This window comes from uncultured Campylobacter sp., from assembly GCF_938030815.1.
In the GTDB taxonomy this organism is placed as follows: domain Bacteria; phylum Campylobacterota; class Campylobacteria; order Campylobacterales; family Campylobacteraceae; genus Campylobacter_B.
The window spans coordinates 1-18,497 of record NZ_CALHII010000149.1 but is presented as its reverse complement, the minus strand read 5'-3'; the positions used below and the strand labels follow the sequence as shown (position 1 = coordinate 18,497).

Annotated in this window: 14 protein-coding genes; 1 reads left to right on the top strand and 13 read right to left on the bottom strand. The window is 50.5% G+C overall.

Features of this window, described 5'->3' with window-relative positions; translation table 11 throughout:
- Positions 1 to 14 precede the first annotated feature (14 nt).
- Positions 15 to 359 (bottom strand): hypothetical protein, encoded by a 345-nt coding sequence (locus Q0277_RS05915; RefSeq protein ID WP_297996453.1) that lies wholly within the window; start codon positions 357 to 359, stop codon positions 15 to 17.
- Positions 360 to 503: 144 nt separating this feature from the next.
- Between Q0277_RS05915 and polA the strand changes: the two genes are divergently transcribed.
- On the top strand, positions 504 to 3,320 hold the full coding sequence (gene polA, locus Q0277_RS05910; RefSeq protein WP_297996452.1) for a DNA polymerase I: 2,817 nt from the start codon (positions 504 to 506) through the stop codon (positions 3,318 to 3,320).
- Positions 3,321 to 3,954: 634 nt separating this feature from the next.
- On the opposite strand, the gene Q0277_RS05905 is transcribed toward polA, so the two are convergent.
- The 12 genes from Q0277_RS05905 to Q0277_RS05850 all read right to left on the bottom strand — a co-directional run.
- Positions 3,955 to 5,091: a PLP-dependent aspartate aminotransferase family protein gene (locus Q0277_RS05905; RefSeq protein ID WP_297996450.1), complete on the bottom strand. Its 1,137-nt coding sequence runs from the start codon at positions 5,089 to 5,091 to the stop codon at positions 3,955 to 3,957.
- Positions 5,092 to 5,116: 25 nt separating this feature from the next.
- Positions 5,117 to 5,851, bottom strand: coding sequence for an amino acid ABC transporter ATP-binding protein (locus tag Q0277_RS05900; protein WP_297996448.1), 735 nt, complete (start codon positions 5,849 to 5,851; stop codon positions 5,117 to 5,119).
- Positions 5,851 to 6,519 (bottom strand): amino acid ABC transporter permease, encoded by a 669-nt coding sequence (locus tag Q0277_RS05895; RefSeq protein ID WP_297996447.1) that lies wholly within the window; start codon positions 6,517 to 6,519, stop codon positions 5,851 to 5,853. Before Q0277_RS05895 ends, Q0277_RS05900 begins: the two co-directional genes overlap by 1 nt.
- Entirely contained in the window at positions 6,516 to 7,265 is a 750-nt protein-coding gene (locus Q0277_RS05890) for an amino acid ABC transporter substrate-binding protein (RefSeq protein WP_297996445.1), read from the bottom strand. Before Q0277_RS05890 ends, Q0277_RS05895 begins: the two co-directional genes overlap by 4 nt.
- 93 nt (positions 7,266 to 7,358) lie before the next feature.
- Entirely contained in the window at positions 7,359 to 8,102 is a 744-nt protein-coding gene (locus Q0277_RS05885; RefSeq protein ID WP_297996443.1) for an amino acid ABC transporter substrate-binding protein, read from the bottom strand.
- Positions 8,103 to 8,488: 386 nt separating this feature from the next.
- Positions 8,489 to 9,748 (bottom strand): glutamate-5-semialdehyde dehydrogenase, encoded by a 1,260-nt coding sequence (locus tag Q0277_RS05880; protein ID WP_297996442.1) that lies wholly within the window; start codon positions 9,746 to 9,748, stop codon positions 8,489 to 8,491.
- A gap of 409 nt (positions 9,749 to 10,157) precedes the next feature.
- A complete protein-coding gene (proB, locus tag Q0277_RS05875; protein WP_297996440.1) occupies positions 10,158 to 11,279 on the bottom strand; it encodes a glutamate 5-kinase in 1,122 nt (373 codons plus the stop codon).
- 392 nt (positions 11,280 to 11,671) lie between these two features.
- Positions 11,672 to 13,222 carry a flavocytochrome c gene (locus Q0277_RS05870; RefSeq protein ID WP_297996438.1) on the bottom strand — a complete coding sequence of 517 codons (1,551 nt, stop codon included), beginning with the start codon at positions 13,220 to 13,222 and terminating at the stop codon, positions 11,672 to 11,674.
- 836 nt (positions 13,223 to 14,058) lie between these two features.
- Positions 14,059 to 14,793, bottom strand: a complete 735-nt coding sequence (locus tag Q0277_RS05865) for an amino acid ABC transporter ATP-binding protein (RefSeq protein WP_297996436.1) — start codon at positions 14,791 to 14,793, stop codon at positions 14,059 to 14,061.
- Entirely contained in the window at positions 14,793 to 15,410 is a 618-nt protein-coding gene (locus Q0277_RS05860; protein WP_366517328.1) for an amino acid ABC transporter permease, read from the bottom strand. The genes Q0277_RS05865 and Q0277_RS05860 overlap by 1 nt, the downstream gene beginning before the upstream one ends.
- 330 nt (positions 15,411 to 15,740) lie before the next feature.
- Positions 15,741 to 16,508, bottom strand: coding sequence for a transporter substrate-binding domain-containing protein (locus tag Q0277_RS05855; protein ID WP_297996435.1), 768 nt, complete (start codon positions 16,506 to 16,508; stop codon positions 15,741 to 15,743).
- Positions 16,509 to 16,525: 17 nt separating this feature from the next.
- Positions 16,526 to 18,497, bottom strand: a 1,972-nt coding sequence (locus tag Q0277_RS05850; RefSeq protein ID WP_297996433.1) for a KR domain-containing protein, incomplete at its 5' end; no start/stop codon positions are given.

Sequence of the window (18,497 nt, the reverse complement as noted above, 5' to 3'; positions counted from 1 at the left end):
AATTTTAAAGCTCTTTAGCCGTGGCACTTCGCGTCGGTATCAAAGCCCTCATTGACCGCGCCCGGTTTTAGACTGATGGTGAGCTTGACCGCGTCGCCGCCCAGATCTTCGCGTGCTATATCAAATTTAGACTCGATTTTTGGGATCAGCCCCATTGGGAATTTATGATTGACCATGATGACCTTTTTGGTTTCGTCTTTTACGAAATTTAGCGCCACCAGCGCATTTACCATCGGCTCGGGCGGGACGCATTTGCGCGAATCAAAGCCGATGTATTCTACGCCGCCTTGTGATTTTTTATAAAATTTCAACGTAGCGCCCGCCGCATCGAACTCCTGCCAGTCTGTGAAAAAATCCATACTTGATCCTTTTTTAAAATTTCGCGCGATTATATAGCAAATTTTAAAATTTTGAAATGAGGTAGGTCAAGTCCTATTTGGAATTTGTAAATTTAGCCGAATTTTAATACACTACGCGTTAAAATTCTAAATCCGAGGACCATTATGCAGACCATCACGATCATCGATACGTTCGGCTTTTTTTTCAGGCTCTACTACGCTATGAGCGGGCTTAAGACCAAAGACGGCAAACCCAGCGGCATGGTGAGCGGATTTGCGAGCTTCATCGCAAATCTTTCGAAGGAATTTAAGAGCGATTATATAATTTTCGCTCTGGATAGCAAGGGCAAGACCTTCCGCTCGGATATCGATCCGAACTACAAAACCAACCGCCAAGCCCCGCCGCCCGCGCTTTTGCAACAGCTGCCGGTCTGCATCGAGATGATCGAAAAGATGGGGCTTTACTCGCTCGGACGCGAGGGTTACGAGGCGGACGATCTCATCGCAAGCGTCGTTAAAAAGCACGGCGCCACGCATAAAATCAACATCGTTACCTCCGACAAGGACCTGTATCAGCTCATCGGCGAAAACGTTAAAATTTACAGCCACGGCAAAAAGATGCTTTACGGCAGAGAGGAGTGCTTGCAGCGCTACGGCGTCTATCCCGAGCAGATCGTGGATTTTTTGGCGATCTGCGGCGACAGCGCCGATAATATCCCGGGCGTGCGGGGCATCGGCGACAAGGGGGCGAAGAAGCTTTTAGACGAATGGGGCTCGCTTGATGGGATCTATTCAAATTTAGACCGCCTACCGCAAAACAAACAGCGCGAGTATCTGATAGAAGGTAAGCAGAGCGCCTACATAAGCAAGCGCCTGGCTACGCTTTACGACGAGCTGGAAATCCCGCCTTTGGATGATGCGAAATTTCCGCAGCAAAATCCGCTTTTTAAAATCCGCGAAATTTTAAAAGACTACGCTCTAAATAGGCTTCTTTCGGCGCTAAACCTGCAAGAGCAAAACGGACTTGATCTTTGGAGCGAGGGCAAAAGCGTGGGCGCAAAAAGCTCCGTTTTGGGCGCGGGCGGGAGAGGCTTCGGCGCAGAGCCGTCTTGCGGCGGCTCTATCTTGGGCGCTGCCGTAGGGGGGCTAGACGGGCAAAATTCCATCCCAGGCGGCTCCTCTTGCGGCGGACAAAATTCCGAGCGCGCTTTTAAAACGCCATTTGAGCCTATTTGTATCACCGATGCCGCGGAGCTTGCGAGGCTGTGCGAGGGCGTCGGCGCCGAGACCCTGGTGAGCTTCGATACGGAAACCACTAGCGTCGATAGCAAAAGCGCCAAAATAGTGGGCTTTTCGTTTGCGTTTAATGAGGAGCGCGCCTACTACATCCCGCTCGCGCATAGCTATTTGGGCACTCCGGCTCAAATTTCTTCGGACGCGGCAAAGGTCGCGATCGGCTCTCTGTTTCGCGGATATGTCGTGGGGCAAAATTTAAAATACGATTTTGAGATCGTGAAAAATAATTTTAATATCGAACCGCCTGCGCGCTTTGCCGATACGATGGTGCTAGCGTGGCTACTCGATCCCGCAAACGCCGTGGGGATGGACTCTATCTCGCCGCGGTATCTTGGGTACGAGACTGTGCATTTCGGCGACGTCGTCAAAAAGGGCGAGACCTTCGCCTCCGTGGAGCTGGACGCCGCTACGATCTATGCAAGCGAGGATGCGTGGGTGACGCTGAGGCTGTATTTTAAGCTAAAGGAGCTGCTCGAACCCGCGCTTTTTAAGCTCGCACAGGAGCTTGAGTTCCCATTCGTGCGGGTGCTTTGGCAGATGCAAAGATGCGGCATCAAGATAGACGTAGAGATGATAAAGGGCCTAATCGGGCGCAACGAAAAGTCCCTGCGAGCGCTCACGGATGAAATTTATGAGCTTTGCGGCGAGCAGTTTAACATCAACTCTCCCGCTCAGCTCGGCGCCGTGCTTTTCGAGCGGCTAGGGCTTCCTGCGGCGAAGCGCACCAAGACGGGCTATAGCACCGACGAAAGCGTGCTGAAGGATCTTACGGCGCTGCATCCAGCGGTGGGTAAAATTTTAGACTACCGCGAGCTGTTTAAGCTGCAAAGCACCTACTGCGAGCCGCTGCTGCAGCTTGCCCTTGCAGATCCGCAAAATCGCGTCAGATCGAATTTCTTGCAGACCGGCACGGCTACCGGGCGGCTAGCGAGCAAAAATCCGAACCTGCAAAATATCCCTGCGCGCGGCACGTTTGCGAAGGACGTACGGGACTGCTTCCTAGCAGAGGGGGGCTACTCGCTGATCTCGCTTGATTACTCGCAGATTGAGCTGCGCCTGCTCGCGCACTTTTCGCGCGATCCTGCGCTTTTGGCGGCGTTTAGAGCGGATGAGGACATTCACGCGCGCACAGCGATCAGCATTTTCGGCGACGCGCAGCCCGCGCATCGCACGATCGCAAAGAGTATAAATTTCGGCCTCATCTACGGCATGGGCGCGGGCAAGCTAAGCGACAGCCTGGGCATCGCGCGCGCAGAGGCGAAGGGCTATATCGAGCGCTATTTTGCGGCGTTTTCTACGATCAAGGAATTTTTGCAGAGCATAAAATCGGACGCGAAAGCAGACGGCTATGTAAGCACGCTTTTTGGGCGCAGGCGCTACTTCGACTTCGCAAACGCGCGCAACAACATGGTCTATGCGAGCTACGAGCGCGAGGCGGTGAATACGAAATTTCAAGGCTCCGCCGCCGACATCATCAAAAAGGCGATGGTTGAGATTTCGCCGCTGCTAAACGATGAGGCGCGGCTGATATTGCAGATCCACGACGAGCTGATTTTCGAGGTGCGGGACGATTTGGCGCAGAGCTTCGGCGAGCGCGCGCAAGAGATTATGCAAAGTGCGGCGAGCCTGAACGTGCCCTTAAAGACGAGCCTAAACATCGCCAAGCGCTGGGGCGAGCTGAAGTAATTCCGCTAAATTTAAAGCGCGGCTAAAATTTTAAGCGAAATTTAAACGGCGCGTAGAATTTTAAATTTTGAGCAGGGCAGAGCTTAAATTTGCCCGTTTGATAAATTTAATTGCGCTAAATTTAAACCGAGCGACTAGCGTAGTGCGGCACAGATCGTCGTTATCTTTAAAATTTTGATTAAATTTAAGCTCTCCGCTTAGCAATATCAAACGGCGGTTAGATAGATTTATCCGAATTAAATTTAAACTATGTGTTTTAGCAAGAGATCTGGATAAATTTTGCCGTGCGTATAAATTAAAATTTCATTTAAGCGGCGTAGTGGCGGAATTTTTAAATTTAAATTTTACGCAAAGCCGCGCGCCTCGTAAAATTTAACGAGTGAAAATTCATGCAAAATTTAGCTCGCGAGAAAATGGGTATAGGTTTTGCGAAAAAAGATTTTTGTAAGATGAAATAATCGGCGGCGGGTCTTTTTAAACCGCCCTGCGCGCCGGTCCGTAAAAACCGGCGCCCTTATAGCCTCACGAGCGAAGCTATAAGGATTTCGAACTAAATTTTGGCATGAATTCTGCGCGCGTAAATTTTACAAGCCTGTATAAAATTCTACAAGCTTACGTAAATTCTCCGCGCCGCCTATTTTTTAGATTTTTCTAGCGCGGCGGCAAGGTCTGCTATGAGATCGTCCGCGTTTTCGATACCTATGGCTAGGCGCAGCAAATTTTGACTGATGCCGATGCGCTCTTGCAGCTCGCGTGGATAGCTCTCGTGCGTCATCGACGCGGGGTGGCAGATCAGGCTCTCTACGCCGCCCAGGCTCACGGCTAGATCAAATAGCTCAAGGCTACGCGCAAAGGTTTTATAGTCGTATTGCGACTTAAGCACCAGTGAGATGACCGCTCCAATGCCGCTAGCTTGGCGATTTTGTATCTTTTTTTCGCTCGCAGAATGCGAGCCTGCGAAATTTACCGCCTCTACCGCAGGATTGCCGCGTAAAAATTCTATTATCTTTAGCGTATTTTTGCTCTGGCGGTCGAAGCGCACGCTTAGCGTTTTAAGCCCACGTATTAGCGAATACGCATCGGTAGGCGATAGCGTCGCGCCCAGAGTGTTTTTCATAAACTGAATTCTTGCGGCAAGCTCGTCGTCGTTCGTCGTAACGATGCCGGCGATCAGATCGGCATGCCCGCCTATGTATTTGGTCGCGCTATAAACCACGACGTCTGCGCCGTGCTCTAGCGGGCGCTGATAATATGGGGTCAAAAAAGTATTATCCATAACCACAAGCGCGCCGTTTTTATGCGCGAGCTCGCTGATGCGCTCAATATCTGTTACGCGCAAAAGCGGATTTGATGGCGTCTCGATGAAGACCATTTTGACGTCGCTTGGAATTTCGGCGATCAAATTTAGATCATCCACCAAGTCGTAATTGATCCCTTGATTTTTAAAAATCCCGCTTACGTAGCGATAGGTACCGCCGTAGACGTTGTTATTTAGCAGCACGCGATCGCCGCTTTTAAGCAGCGCAAATGCAGCGCTCGTAGCCGCCATACCCGAGGCTAGCGCGAAGGCGTATTTGCTGCCTTCGAATTTTGCAAAAAGCTCTTCAAAGGCGTTGCGCGTAGGATTTGCGCCGCGCGAATAGGCGTATTTGCCGAAATCATCCAGGCTTTCTTGCACGAAGGTGCTGGCTAGATATATCGGCGGAATCACCGCGTTGTGGGGGTTGGACTTAGCCTCTATGCCCTTTACGATTAGGGTGTCTATTTTCATCTTTTCTCCTTGAAATTTAATGGATTTAAAAGCTCATCGCTCCGATAAATTTAGCTATGCGCTCGTCGTTGCTGCCGAAGAATTCCTCTGCGTCGCCGTCGAATGCGATAACTCCGCCGTCTAAGAATAAAATTCTATCTGCGATCTTGCGTGCAAAGCCCATATTGTGCGTGACGATGATGAGCGAGCGATCCTCTGCGGCAAGCTCGGCGATAGTCTTTAGCACCTGCGCCTCAAGCTCGGGATCAAGCGCGCTCGTAGGCTCGTCCAGCAGCAAAAACTCAGGCTGCATCGCAAGCGCCCGCGCGATCGCCACGCGCTGGCTCTGACCGCCGGAGAGGCGAGCCGGATACGCGCCAGCTTTATCCGCCATGCCGACCTTTTTTAGCAGCGCCATTGCATTTGCCTCGGCAAGCTCGCGTGGCTGCTTTAGCACGTGTACGGGTGCTTCGATGACGTTTTGCAAGACGTTGAGGTGCGGAAAGAGATTGAAGCTTTGAAAAACCATGCCCGTATGCGCGCGGAATGGATGATATTCGCTTGTTTTATGCTGAGCGTCGAAATTTATCTTAAACTCGCCTAGCTGTAGCTCGCCGCCGCTTGGAATTTCGAGCAGATTTATGCAGCGCAGCATCGTGGATTTGCCGGAGCCGGAGCTTCCTAAAATCACTGTCGTTTGCCCGTCGCGAAAATCTAAGCTTAGCCCATTTAGCACGACGTGATCGCCAAAGCGCTTAGTTAAGTTCGTAAATTTTATCATCATACGAACCTTGAAAATCGTCGCTCTAGCTTGGATTGTAAGAACGTAAGAAGGGTGCAGACTGCTAGATAAAATAGCGCCGCCAGTACGTATAACGTGAGCGGATCGAATGCCCGTGCGGCGATACGTTGAGCGACCATAAACATATCGACCATCGTAATCGAGGCTACGAGCGAAGTGTCTTTAAGCGTAGAGATAAATATATTTGATAGCGGCGGCAGCGATATGCGCGCTGCTTGCGGAGCGATAATGCGGCGCAGGATTTGAGCGTAGCTCATGCCTAGCGAAGTAGCCGCCTCCCATTGCCCCTTTGGCACCGATAGGATCGCAGCTCGCACCGCCTCTGAAGCGTAAGCGCCGATATTTAGGCTAAAGGTAATGATCGCAGCAGCCCAAACATCAAGCGTGATCCCGATGATTGGAAGCCCGAAATAGACGATAAAAAGCTGCACTAAAAGCGGAGTGCCGCGAAAAATCCAAATATAAATTTTGCTTAGCTGTTTTAAAATTTTAAAATTTGCGATGCGTGCGACCGCTGTCAGCACTGCAAGTGCGAGCCCGAGTAGAAATGAGATTATCGTAAGCGGGATCGTAACTTGCAGCAGAGCTAGCGCCATCGGCTCTAGCGAGCTGCTAACAAGCTCTAGAATTCTGCTTGTTTCGTTCATTCACTCACATCTCTGCCGAAATATTTAAGCGAAATTTCTTTTAGCTTGCCCTCGGCTTTGAGTTCGTTTAGGGCTTTGTTGATTTGATCTGCGAGCTCTTTATTGCCCTTCTGCACGATTGCAGCGCTATAATCGACGTCTTTTAGCTTTGCAGCGATCTTAATCGGAGCATCCGGGCGCTGCTTTAAAAAGTCGTAAAATACGGTATTGTCGCGCACGACGGTATCTACGCGGCGAGCGATCAGCAGCTCCATACTTTTAGCGAAACTATCGACGGTTACGTTTTGCGCGCCGTATTTTTTAGCGACTTGCGCCCAGTTGCTGGTAGCGGAGTCTGCATTTTTCTTGCCTTTTAAATCCTCGAAGCTTTTAATGTCGTTGTTATCTTTATGCACGATGATAGCTCCGTAAACGACGGTGTAGGGCACAGAATACTCATATTTTTTCTTGCGCTCATCAGTGATGCTTACTTGATTAAATACAGCGTCTGCCTTACCTGCATCAAATGCTGCAAGCATCGCATCCCAAGGCGCAGTTAGAAATTCTATTTTTAGACCAAGTTTTTCGGCGACTGCGCGTGCGACATCTACGTCGTATCCTACGAGCTCATTTTTGTCGTTATAATACGAAAATGGCGAAAAGGTGCCTTCGGTAGCTACTTTAAGCGTGCCTTCGCGTAGTGTTTTAGCGTTTGCGCCGCATATTAAAAGCGCGCACGCAAGCAAAGTTTTTATTAAATTTTTCATAATTCCTCCAAAATTTTATGAGCGAAATTTAAAATGCGAAATCCCGCCCAACCAAGTTTAAAATTCCACGCTTCAACTAAGTGGTTGTAAAATTTACTTCGTAATGTCTTTGCCAAAATATTTAAGTGAAATTTCTTTCAGCACGCCTTTTTGCTTTAGCGATTTTAGCGCGGAATTTATCTGTGCCGTCAGCTCATCATCCTTTTTAAGCAGCACAGCGGAATAGATCGGCTCATTGCCTTGAGCTGCGATCTTTAGCGGGGCGTTCGGGCGCTGCTTCATATAGTCAAAAAATGTGATGTTGTCGTTGATCGTAGCGTCTGCGCGACGAGCTATGATAAGCTCCACGCCCTTGCTAAATCCGTCTGCCGTAACGACCTCGGCGCCGTAGCTGCGCGCCATGTCAGCCCAGTTGCTGGTAGCGGAGTGGACGCTTTTTTTGCCTTTAAGATCCGCAAAACTCTTAATCTCCTCGTTATCAGCTCGCACTACTAGCGCAGCATAAGCCACGGTATAAGGCTCGCTGAAATTATATTTTTTCTTGCGCTCCTGCGTGATGCTTACTTGATTCATCGCTATGTCCGCTTTGCCTGCGTCAAATGCCGCAAGCATCGCATCCCACGGCGCGGTTAAAAATTCCGCCTTTAGCCCTAGCTCTTTTGCTAGTGCGCGAGCGATATCGACATCAAAGCCGGTAAGATTATTTTTCTCATCATAGAAAGAATACGGCGAGTAAGTCCCCTCTGTGGCTATTACGAGCGTGCCCTCTTTGAGCGTCTTAGCGCTTAGGGTGGCGGCGATCAGCGCTGTTGCGAGCAGGGCTTTAAATATTTTCATTACATCTCCTTGAAATTTAGCTATCGCTCGCGCTGCGAGCAGATGCGCGATTATATCGTGCGGAATATATAATTTTTATTAAAAATTCTAAATTTTAGTAAGACGTGATACAAAATTTCGCCTGTATGGCAAAGCTTTAGCGTCATATATTTTTAAAATTTTGACAGAGGTGATTTATAAAATTTCAAGTTTATTAGGTAAAAGTATCACAGAAGGAATTCAGCCTGCGATATAAAATAAAATTTGCAAGTATTTCGAGGCGATTTTTTGAGTTAGAAGCTAAAATTTTGCGCAAGCTAGACTTCTGCTTGCAGTTGCGAGCGCAAGAGAAGCAAAATTTCTCTCAAAAGCGCTCTCAAGATGATCCTTTTGAAAAAGACGAGCCGCTAGCGAATTTGCCCGCCTCCGCGGACGACGTATTTGTAGGTCGTGAGCTCTCTCACCCCCATCGGCCCTCTGGCGTGCAGCTTTTGCGTGCTGATGCCGATCTCGCCGCCGAATCCAAACTCGCTGCCGTCGCTAAAGCGCGTCGAGGCATTGGCGTAGACGATCGCGCTGCCGACTTCGTTTAAAAACCGCTCGATGTTTGCGTAATCGGCGCTTAAAATCGCGTCCGAATGCCCGCTGGAATGCGCATTTATAAAGCTAATCGCCTCCTGCGTATCCCGCACGGCGCGCACAGCTAGCACGAGATCCAAAAACTCGGTGCCAAAGTCGCTCTCGCCTGCAAGTTTGACGTTTTTAGCGCCTCGCAGCTCCGACCTGCACGCGCCCAGTAGCTGCTCGCTCACGCGAAACTCGACCTCTGTCATTTCGCGCACCAGCTTAGGTAAAATTTCGCCCGCAATGCGCTCGTGTAAAAGCACGCACTCTACGGCGTTACAAACGCTTGGGCGCTGGGTTTTGGCGTTTTTGATTATCCTTGCCGCCTGCTTGAAATTTGCGCTCTCGTCAACGAAGATGTGGCACACCCCCACGCCCGTCATTATGATCGGCACGGTCGCGTTTTGCGCGATAAAATCTTTTAAGCTCTTGCCGCCGCGCGGTATCAAAACGTCGATGTACTCGCTCATTTTTGCCATTTGCGCCACGACTTCGCGTTCAGCGCTTTCTACGAGTTGCACGGCGCCCGTTGGTAAGCCGAATTTCGCCCCCGCTTCGTTAAATAAATTTACTAAAAAAATGTTTGAATTTAGCGCGCTAGCACTTCCTCGCAGGATCGCTGCGTTGCCGCTTTTTAGCGCCAGAGCCGCCGCGTCGATGCTGACGTTTGGGCGACTCTCGTAGATGATACCCAGCACCCCCAGCGGCACGCGAACGCGGCTGATTTGCATGCCGTTTGGATGGCTCCAGCCGCCTAAATTTTCGCCCACGACCTCGGCGAAGCCCGCTACCTCGCGCACGCCCTGCGCCATAGCCTCGATACGGGCGTCGGTTAGTCGCAGACGATCGAGCAGTGCCGCACTAAGGCCCGATCTCTCGCCGTTTGCAAGGTCTTTGGCGTTTGCCGCTTTTATCGCGTCTTTTTGCGCGAGCAGCTCGTTCGCCACGGCGTTTAAAATTTCAAATTTAGCCTTGCTATCGAGTCTCAAAAGCTCGCTGCAAGCGGCCTTTGCGCGCTTACAGATATTTAAAATTTCATTCATTTTCGCTCCTTAATCTATAAATCAAATCACACGCTTTGTATCAAAATGCTGCGAACAGCACCTATATCGCACCTAAAATTCTACGCGTTATTATCTGATCCGTACGCGGCGGATTAAATTTAGCGCGCTTTGGGCCATTTTATTTCGGATTTTCTTGCGTCAAAATTTCGCTTACTCGCCAGGCATTACGCCCAACCTTCTCATTTCAATTCGCGCATAGCGCTTTTACGTAATCCGCCGGCTCATATCCGCGCAGTTCAAAAACGTCTAGCTCACCGTTTTTATCGGCGTCCGGTTCGTCAAATTTTGCCGTCCACGCCGCGCCCGCCAAGAGTAGTGCAAAAAAATATAATCTTTTTCATCTACGCCTTCCGTTTGAAATTTTAAACGCGCGAACACGGCTAAAATTTCATTGCAGCGCGATATTATCCGCGTGGATCGCGTCATCGTCGCTTTTGTAGCCTAAAGCCTGCTCTATCTCATCGCTTTTTGCGCCCGCTATGCGCGCAAGCTCGCAGCTTGAATAGTTGCTAATGCCGTGCGCTAGCAGCCTGCCGTCAGTCGCGTAGACGTTTACGATCTCGCCACGCTCAAACTCGCCGCGCACCTCGGTAATCCCGACCGCAAGCAGGCTTTTGCCCGATTTTATCGCCTCTGCCGCACCCGCGTCGATAATCACCGCGCCTTTGCTAATCGCGCCGTATGCGAGCCAGTATTTACGCGAGCTAAGCCGCGCTGCGCCCGCGCTAAAGAGGGTGCCGACCTCGTCGCCCGCCGCTATTTTAAGCAAAATTCCGTCCGTACGCCCGTTTGCGATGATCAGGCTAGTGCCGATCTGATTTGCCATTTGCGCCGCCGCGATCTTGGTCGCCATGCCGCCCGTGCCGAATTTACTGCCCTCGCCGCCTGCCATTTTGACGACGTGCTCGTCGATTTTTTCGATAAAGCTTAAAAGTTTTGCGTCCGCGTGCTCGCTCGGATTTTTGTCGTACAGCCCGTCGATATCGCTTAAAATCACGAGCAGATCAGCATCGATTAGCCCCGCTACTAGCGCACTTAGCGTGTCGTTGTCGCCCACTTTCAGTTCATCTGCTACGACGGGATCGTTTTCGTTTATGATCGGCACGATGCCGCGCGAGAGTAGCTCCGCGCAGACGTTTCGCACGCTAAGATAGCGCGCCCTGTCGCTAAAATCGCCGCGGCTTAACAGCAGCTGCGCGATAATGCGGTCATGCGCCCAAAACAGCCGCTCGTAAAGATGCATCAGCGCGACCTGTCCGACCGCAGCTAGAGCCTGCTTGCGGCTTAAAATTTTAGGTCTTTGCGCGATACCTAGCAGCCCCATGCCCGCGCCCACGGCGCCCGAGCTTACCAAAGCCACGCAAAAGCCCGCATCTTTTAGCTTGCAAATTTGCGCGACTAGACTTTTGATAAGCCGCTCATTTAGAGAACCGTCCGCGTTCGTAAGCGTCGAAGTACCGATTTTTACGACGATACGTTTTGCGCCGCCCAGAAGCTCTTTTCTACCCATTTTCCGCTCCGAAATTTTTGAAAATTATATCGAAAACGGCTTATTTTAAATTTTATGTTTTGAGCTATGCGCGGCGCACTTTTGGCTAAAATTTCTAAAACAGTTCTCTTTTTTCTAAGCATTATATTTGTGGCACCTGCGCGCAGGTTTAAATTTAATTTGGCGTTGTCGCGCTGCGAGTTTAAATTTTAGCGGAGTAAATTTTATAGATTTGACTTTAAATTTAAAAGTATCGCAAACCAAATTTGACCCGCGATACGAAATAAGATTTGCAAGTATTTCGAGGCGATTTTTGGGGTTGCGCGGCTAAAATTTTGCGCAGGCTAGACAAAATAGTCTGCCAAGCAAAATTTTAGCAAGCTCCGCAAAAAGCGTCCGAAAGACGCCGCAAATTAGCCTATATTCTCTCCCGCTATCATACCAAACGTTAAGCAGTCTGCAATCGCTACGCTACCTAAGCGGCTAGCTCCGTGTACGCCGCCTGTGATCTCGCCTGCGGCAAATAGTCTAGGAATAGGCATCTCGGTTTGTAAAGAGATGACCTGGGCTTTGGTATTGATGTCGATACCGCCCATAGTGTGGTGAAGTTTTGGCGTACCGCGCATAGCGTAGAAAGGTGCTTTAGAGATATCTACGCCATTTGTAGTGGTTTTATCCATAGGCTTGCCAAAGTCTTCGTCTTTACCGTTTTTAACGAAGCTGTTATATCTCTCGACTGTCTTTTTTAGCTCGTCAGCAGGGATTTTATAAAATGCCGCTAGTTCGTCTAGGGTTTCAAATTTCTTTAGTACGCCTGATTCTAGCGGTTTAGTGTAGTGTTCAGGTATGACCATATTTTTTACGCCCTCAGAGTCGCAGAAGTTGATCGGATAGATATCCGCTTTTGCGTCGATTACTTTAAACATAGCTTGAGAGCGAGTGCGGCGGTCTGCTAGCTCGTTCATATAGCGTTTGCCGGTTCTTGGATCGACTGAAATTCCGTAGCGGAAGCTTCCGTTTACGTTAAACATAGAGCCAACGCCAAAGCCTTTTTCATCAGGGCACGCCCATGGACCGAATTGTATCCAGCTTAGCTGCACTGGAGTTGCGCCGATTCTAAACGCCTCTTTCATAGCGCCTGCGGTTGCGCCTGGGTGGTTTGTGCTATCTGTGGTAGGTAGGATAGATGGATCTTGGACTTGTCTAAAGAATACGTCGCGGCAAAATCCGCCTGCAGCTAGCACTATGCCTTTTTTAGCTTTTATAGTCTTTTTAGTTCCGGTAGTATTTTCGGCGTCGTCTTTTTGGCTCTTTGGATCAAATTTATAATCCTCTCTGATGATCACGCCGTCTACGCCGCCGTCTTCGCCAAGGACGAATTCGTCAAATTTAGCTCTTTGTCTTAGCTCGCAGCCTTGTAGGTTTTTAAAGTATTCTACCATCGGCTGAACGATACCTGAGCCCGAGCCGTTAGCGGTTTGGAGTGATCTAGGTACGCTGTGTCCGCCTGCGTGAGTAACTTTATCTATGTATTTAGCGCCGCATTTTAGAGTTAGTTTATATGCATCCTGCGCGCGAGTAGCGATGGTGTCGATGAGATCTACGTGGTTTAGTCCGCGGCCGGCTTTTAGGCAGTCTTTGATAAATAGCTCGTTGCTATCTTTAATGCCTTCTGCTTTTTGTTTGTCGCTGTTTGGAACGGCAAATATTCCGCCGTTAATTACGGAGTTGCCGCCGACGCGTCCCATCTTTTCTAGGATTAGGACCTTATTGCCCTTTTCGGCTGCGGTGATACCGGCTGCTAGTCCTGCAAAGCCGGAACCAACGATGACTACATCCCACTCCTCGTCAAATTTGACGTCTTTAGCGTTAACCGCAGCATTTGCGTTTACGGAGCCGAGCGCTAAAGCACCCGCGCCAACTAGGCTCATTTTGAGCAGATCACGTCTTGAAACATTTTCCATGATATCTCCTTTATTTTACCGTTGTACGGTTTTTTCAGATGCCTAATTTTGGGGGAATTATACCAAAAGTTAAATAAAAGCAAAATAATATTATTTAAAAATTGTTTTTAAATTTTAAAAAACTGCCGCCGCTAAAAAGCCGCTTATCGGCTGCCTACTAGCTCTAAATTTAGACAAATTTTAAATTTAAATCTCTACATAAAATTTTGTGCGCTATGAGAGCGTGTATCCTGCGCCGGATAAAAGACCCGCAAAAGCAGGTCTTTATTTCTCGCAAAGCTTACCGCATGCGTCGGCGCGGCATCTGCTGCAGTGAGTCATTTGATGAATGGAGCCGCCGATTAGCTCGACGAAATGGCAAACGGGACACTGCTTGGGCGACGGCGGGTGCGCTAGAGGTTGTCGTATCCATAACGACTATGCAAGAAGGTCTCATACCGCCTACGATAAACTACTTAAATTTACCCGAGTTTTGCGCAAAATATATTTATGTTTTGCGGGTTGCGTGATAAAAAGTTATGCCGCCAAACAAGCTAAACCCTTGCTTTGCGGCTATGCTAATAGAACTATCAAAATTTGATCTCTTTTTATGGCTTTTGTGATTGTAATAAAGCGTTTCTGCTTCAAAATTTGCCCATATTTTTTGACTTCGTCCTTAGGGTTTTTGGATTTAATTTGCCCGCTTTTTACGAGAAACACGGCTATCTAAAATCTCTACTTTTAAAGCAATAAGCCTCAAAATTCGCTCGCCGGCAAAAACCAGTTTTTCGGTAACACAATCTCAAATTTTAAAATTTAGCCAAAACGACATTCAAAAGCTCGCAAAAACACCCGCCCTAAATATCCATCGCCGAGATAAATTTGACTATGCGCGGCGAGTCGCTACCGAAAAACTCCTCGGCACCGCCGTCAAATGCGATCTTGCCTTCGTCTAAAAACAAAATCCTATCCGCGACTTTACGAGCAAAATTCATATTATGCGTGACGATGACGAGGGATTTTTTCTCTTTGGCTAGCGCTATTACGACTTTAAAAACCTCGGCCTCCAGCTCGGGATCAAGCGCGCTAGTGGGCTCGTCTAGCAGTAAAAACGCAGGATCCATCGCAAGAGCTCGCGCGATCGCCGTTCGTTGGCATTGGCCGCCCGAGAGCCTATTTGGATAGGCATTTTCTTTCTGGCTGAGTCCGACCTTATTTAGCAGTTCGCGAGCCTTATTTATCGCGCTTTGTTTGTCTATGCCAAGCACCTGCGTCGGCCCCTCGATGACGTTTTGTAGCACCGTTAAATGCGGAAAAAGATTAAAGCTTTGAAACACCATGCCCGTATGACGGCGAAAAGATAGCAGCTCTTTTTGCGAGATTTTATTTGCGAAATTTAGCCTCTGTCCGCCTAGCTCCAGCTCGCCTTTTTGTGGGATTTCGAGCAAATTTATGCAGCGCAGCAGGGTTGATTTGCCAGATCCTGATGAGCCCACGATCACGGTCGTTTGACCTTCGTAGATCTGTACGCTTATGTCATTTAGCACCGTATGATCGCCAAATGCCTTGGTTAAATTCGTGAATTTTATCATCACACGTACCTCGAGACGGATTTTTCGAGTTTTGCTTGCAGCCAGGTTAGAGCCGTGCAGACGGCCAGGTAGATGAGGGCGGCTAGGACGTAGAGTAGTAGCGGCTCAAAGGTGCGCGCGGCGATACGCTGAGCGACCATAAACATATCCACCATCGTAATGGACGCGGCGAGCGAGGTGTCTTTGACTAGGCCGATAAATGTGTTTGATAACGGCGGCAGCGATATCCTCACGGCTTGGGGCGCGATGATGCGCCGTAAAATTTGCGCCTGCGTCATGCCTAGCGACATCGCCGCCTCCCACTGTCCTCGCGGCACCGATAGGATCGAGGCTCGCACGGACTCGGACGCGTAGGCGCCGACGTTTAGGCTAAAGGCGATGACGGCCGCGGTCCAGGTCTCAAGTGTAATGCCGACTGCCGGAAGCCCGTAAAACACGATAAAAAGCTGCACCAGTAGCGGCGTTCCGCGAAATATCCAAACGTAAGCGCCAAATATCAAGCGCAAAATTTTCACCCCGCTAAGCCTTGCGATCGCCGTGATGATAGCGATAGCCAGTCCGCAGGCGAAGGATATCAGCGTGAGGGGTATCGTGACCTTTGCGAGCGCGACTAGCATCGGCAGCGTCGAGCTTGAGAGGATTTCTATTATGCGGTTTATGCGATCTATGTCCAAATTTTACCTCCGTTATTTTGCTTCAAATTTGAGCTTAATTTAGCACTCGCGAGCTTTTTGCTCGTCAAATTTGCCGTTAAATTTTAAAACGGCAAGTTATATTTGCGGGCTTAAATTTGTAAATTTAGCCCGACTCTAAATTTGAGTTCAAATTTGACGCGGCGGCTTGTTTGCCGCCAAATTTGCGTATAAATTTTAAGCGGCGATAAGTTTAGGCGTAAATTTTAAATTTGCAAATTTAAAATCCGCCCGTTCCGACCGCCGCTTTTTGGTTTATTCTGAAATATCTTTACCGAAATATTTCAACGAAATCTCTTTTAGCTTGCCCTCGGTCCTAAGCTCCTCTAGCGCCTTATTTACGGCGTTTAGCAGCTCGGCGTTGCCCTTATGCACGATCGCAGCCATGTAGGTGGCGTCGCTATTTATGGCGGCTATTTTGATAGGGGCTTGCGGGTTTTGCTTTGTGTATTCGTAAAACATTAGGTCGCTATCTATGGTGCTGTCGGCTCTTTTTGTGGCTATGAGGTTTATTTGCTCGACTATGCCGGCTGCGGTTATGATGACGGCGCCGTGCTGCTCGGCGATTTTACCTTCGTTGCTAGTTACGGCGTGAGCGCTTCTTTTGCCCTTTAGGTCGGCAAATGATTTTATATCTTCGTTGTCTTTATGGACGATCACGATCGTATGCGTAGCCGTGTAAGGTAAGGTAAAATCGTATTTTTTCTTTCTGTCGTCGTTTATCGTCACTTGGTTAAATACGATATCGGCCTTGCCCGCGTCAAATGCCGCTATCATCGCGTCCCACGAGGCTTCGACGAATTTCGGCTTTAGGGCTAGTTTATTGGCGACAGCTTTTGCGATCTCGACGTCGTAGCCTACTAGATCGCCCGCTTCGTTGTGGTAGGTAAACGGCGCATACGTTCCCATAGTGCCTATCCTTATCACGCCGTCTTTTTTGATCTGTTCGAGCGAATTTGCGCTCGCTAAATTTAAACAAACGGCAATCGCCGCGACAAATTTGACCAAATTTGCGATTTTCATCTTTTATCCTTTTAAATTTATTCTGAAATATCCTTATCAAAATACTTCATCGAGATCTCTTTTAGCTTGCCCTCGGCTCGTAGCTCGTTTAGGGCTTTGTTTATCGCTTCTAGTAGCTCGGTGTTGCCTTTATGTACGATCGCAGCAGTGTACATCGGATCCTCGCCTGCTTCTATCAGCTTTATAGGCGCTTTTGGGTGTTGCTTTTTGTAGTCGTAGAACATCACGGCGTCGTCTATCGTATCGTCGGCGCGCTTGGTGATCACTGCGGCTGCATTCCGGATGGTGGGAACGTCAAAGAACGTCCTCAAGTCCATCTCCACCCCGTAGGCGTCCTTCAGTCTCCCGTTGACGTGGACGGCTGCCAAGGAGTGCCCGCCGAGCTCGAAGAAGTCGTCGTCCACGCCAATACCATCAATCCCGAGGACGGCGCCCCAAGCCTCGACTAGTGCCCGCTCCATGTCCGTCTCTGGCGCCGCATAGACGGTCGCTAGGTCTGGGCGAGGGTGCAGCGCACTCGTCGGTGGCTGCTGCGCCGCCAGATCCGCAGGTGTAAGCGCAACAGCCTGACGACGCACGCGCTCGACGTCCTTGGGGCTGATCACGACGTGGGCCGGCAGCTCCGGTAGGGAAAGGAGCTGGCGCAACCCATCCAAGGCCTGGGTCGGCGTCATGGTCTGCATGAGTTCCTCAACGATCCCGCGGCTGGCCTCGGGCGTAGTCTCAGATTCGCTCACCGCTAGCGACACCATGGCATGTAGCCCCCCAAGATCTTGCACCTTCTTGATAGTGAAACGATGCGCGTGGACGAGCAACTCACCTCCTGGGCTCAGCAAGCGGATGCTGCACGAGAGAGCTTGTTGGTCCTGCTGGACTTCCTCGATCTCGATCGCGCAGAACAGGTGCGGCGTGAGTGGCCCGTAAACTGTGACCTCTTCGTAGCCGAAAGGCAGGTAGTACTCGGCGGGGGTGTGCATCCGGAAGATCCCGCCCGCCATGTCGAACATCGCAGGATGAAGTGGATAGATGTCCAGATCATGCTCGAACGCGGGATCCAGGCGCATCTCGGCCAACATATGCTGACCGTCAGTCGTGACCTTCTCCAGCAGATTCCAGCGCGGTCCGAACCAGAACTCGACGGGCCCGGCACCCGCCCGGTAGCGGTCGGCACCTAAACGGCGACCAATTTCGGCCTGATCGGTGAGCACCTCGACGCCCGCCCCCTGCGGGAGAACCTCATTGAGGTCGACGCGCTCCTGCCGGGCATCGGGAACGAGCGAGACCAGGCCCACCGCGTGATCGCGTCGCACACCACGGGGATCGCGGCTACTCACGCTGAACCGCCACGGCGCAACGGATTGGTCGATCTGAATCGAGATCGTCTTCTCGTGCCCGGCCGGGACGATCACGGGCGCCATAAAGATCACGTCGCGGAAGCCGACCGTTGCCTCCCCCGCGGGCGCGACCACTGATCGCACCATCTCGAGGAAGGCGGTGCCCGGCACAAGACCGTGCCCCATGAGGCGGTGGTCCCGCACGATCCAAGTGTCCTCGGAGTTGAAGCTCGCAGTGGCGGTATAGACCACCCCGTCAGTCTCGACACCCTTGACCACGGACTGGTCCCCGCCGGTGGCGCCCCGATCAGCCATTCCGATGCCCTGCCAAGTGTCCCAGCCGACCGAAACGACGGGACGACCTGCTGCCTGCTGCTCGAGCGCGTAAGCATCAAGCAGCGCGTTGGCGGCGGCGTAATCTGCTTGGCCTGGGCCACCGAACTCCGCCGTCACCGACGAGCACAGGAGAAAGAAGTCAAGCGGGTCCTGCTCCACGAACCTACCGACCAGACGAGTACCAGTCACTTTCGCGTCGCAACGGTCCAGTCCCACACCGGGATCGGCCCGTGAGATCATCGCGGTAGAGCCCACACCCGCAGCGTGTATGACCCCCCGGACGGGGCCGCAAGCCTCTCGGACCGTGTCGAGGGCCGCG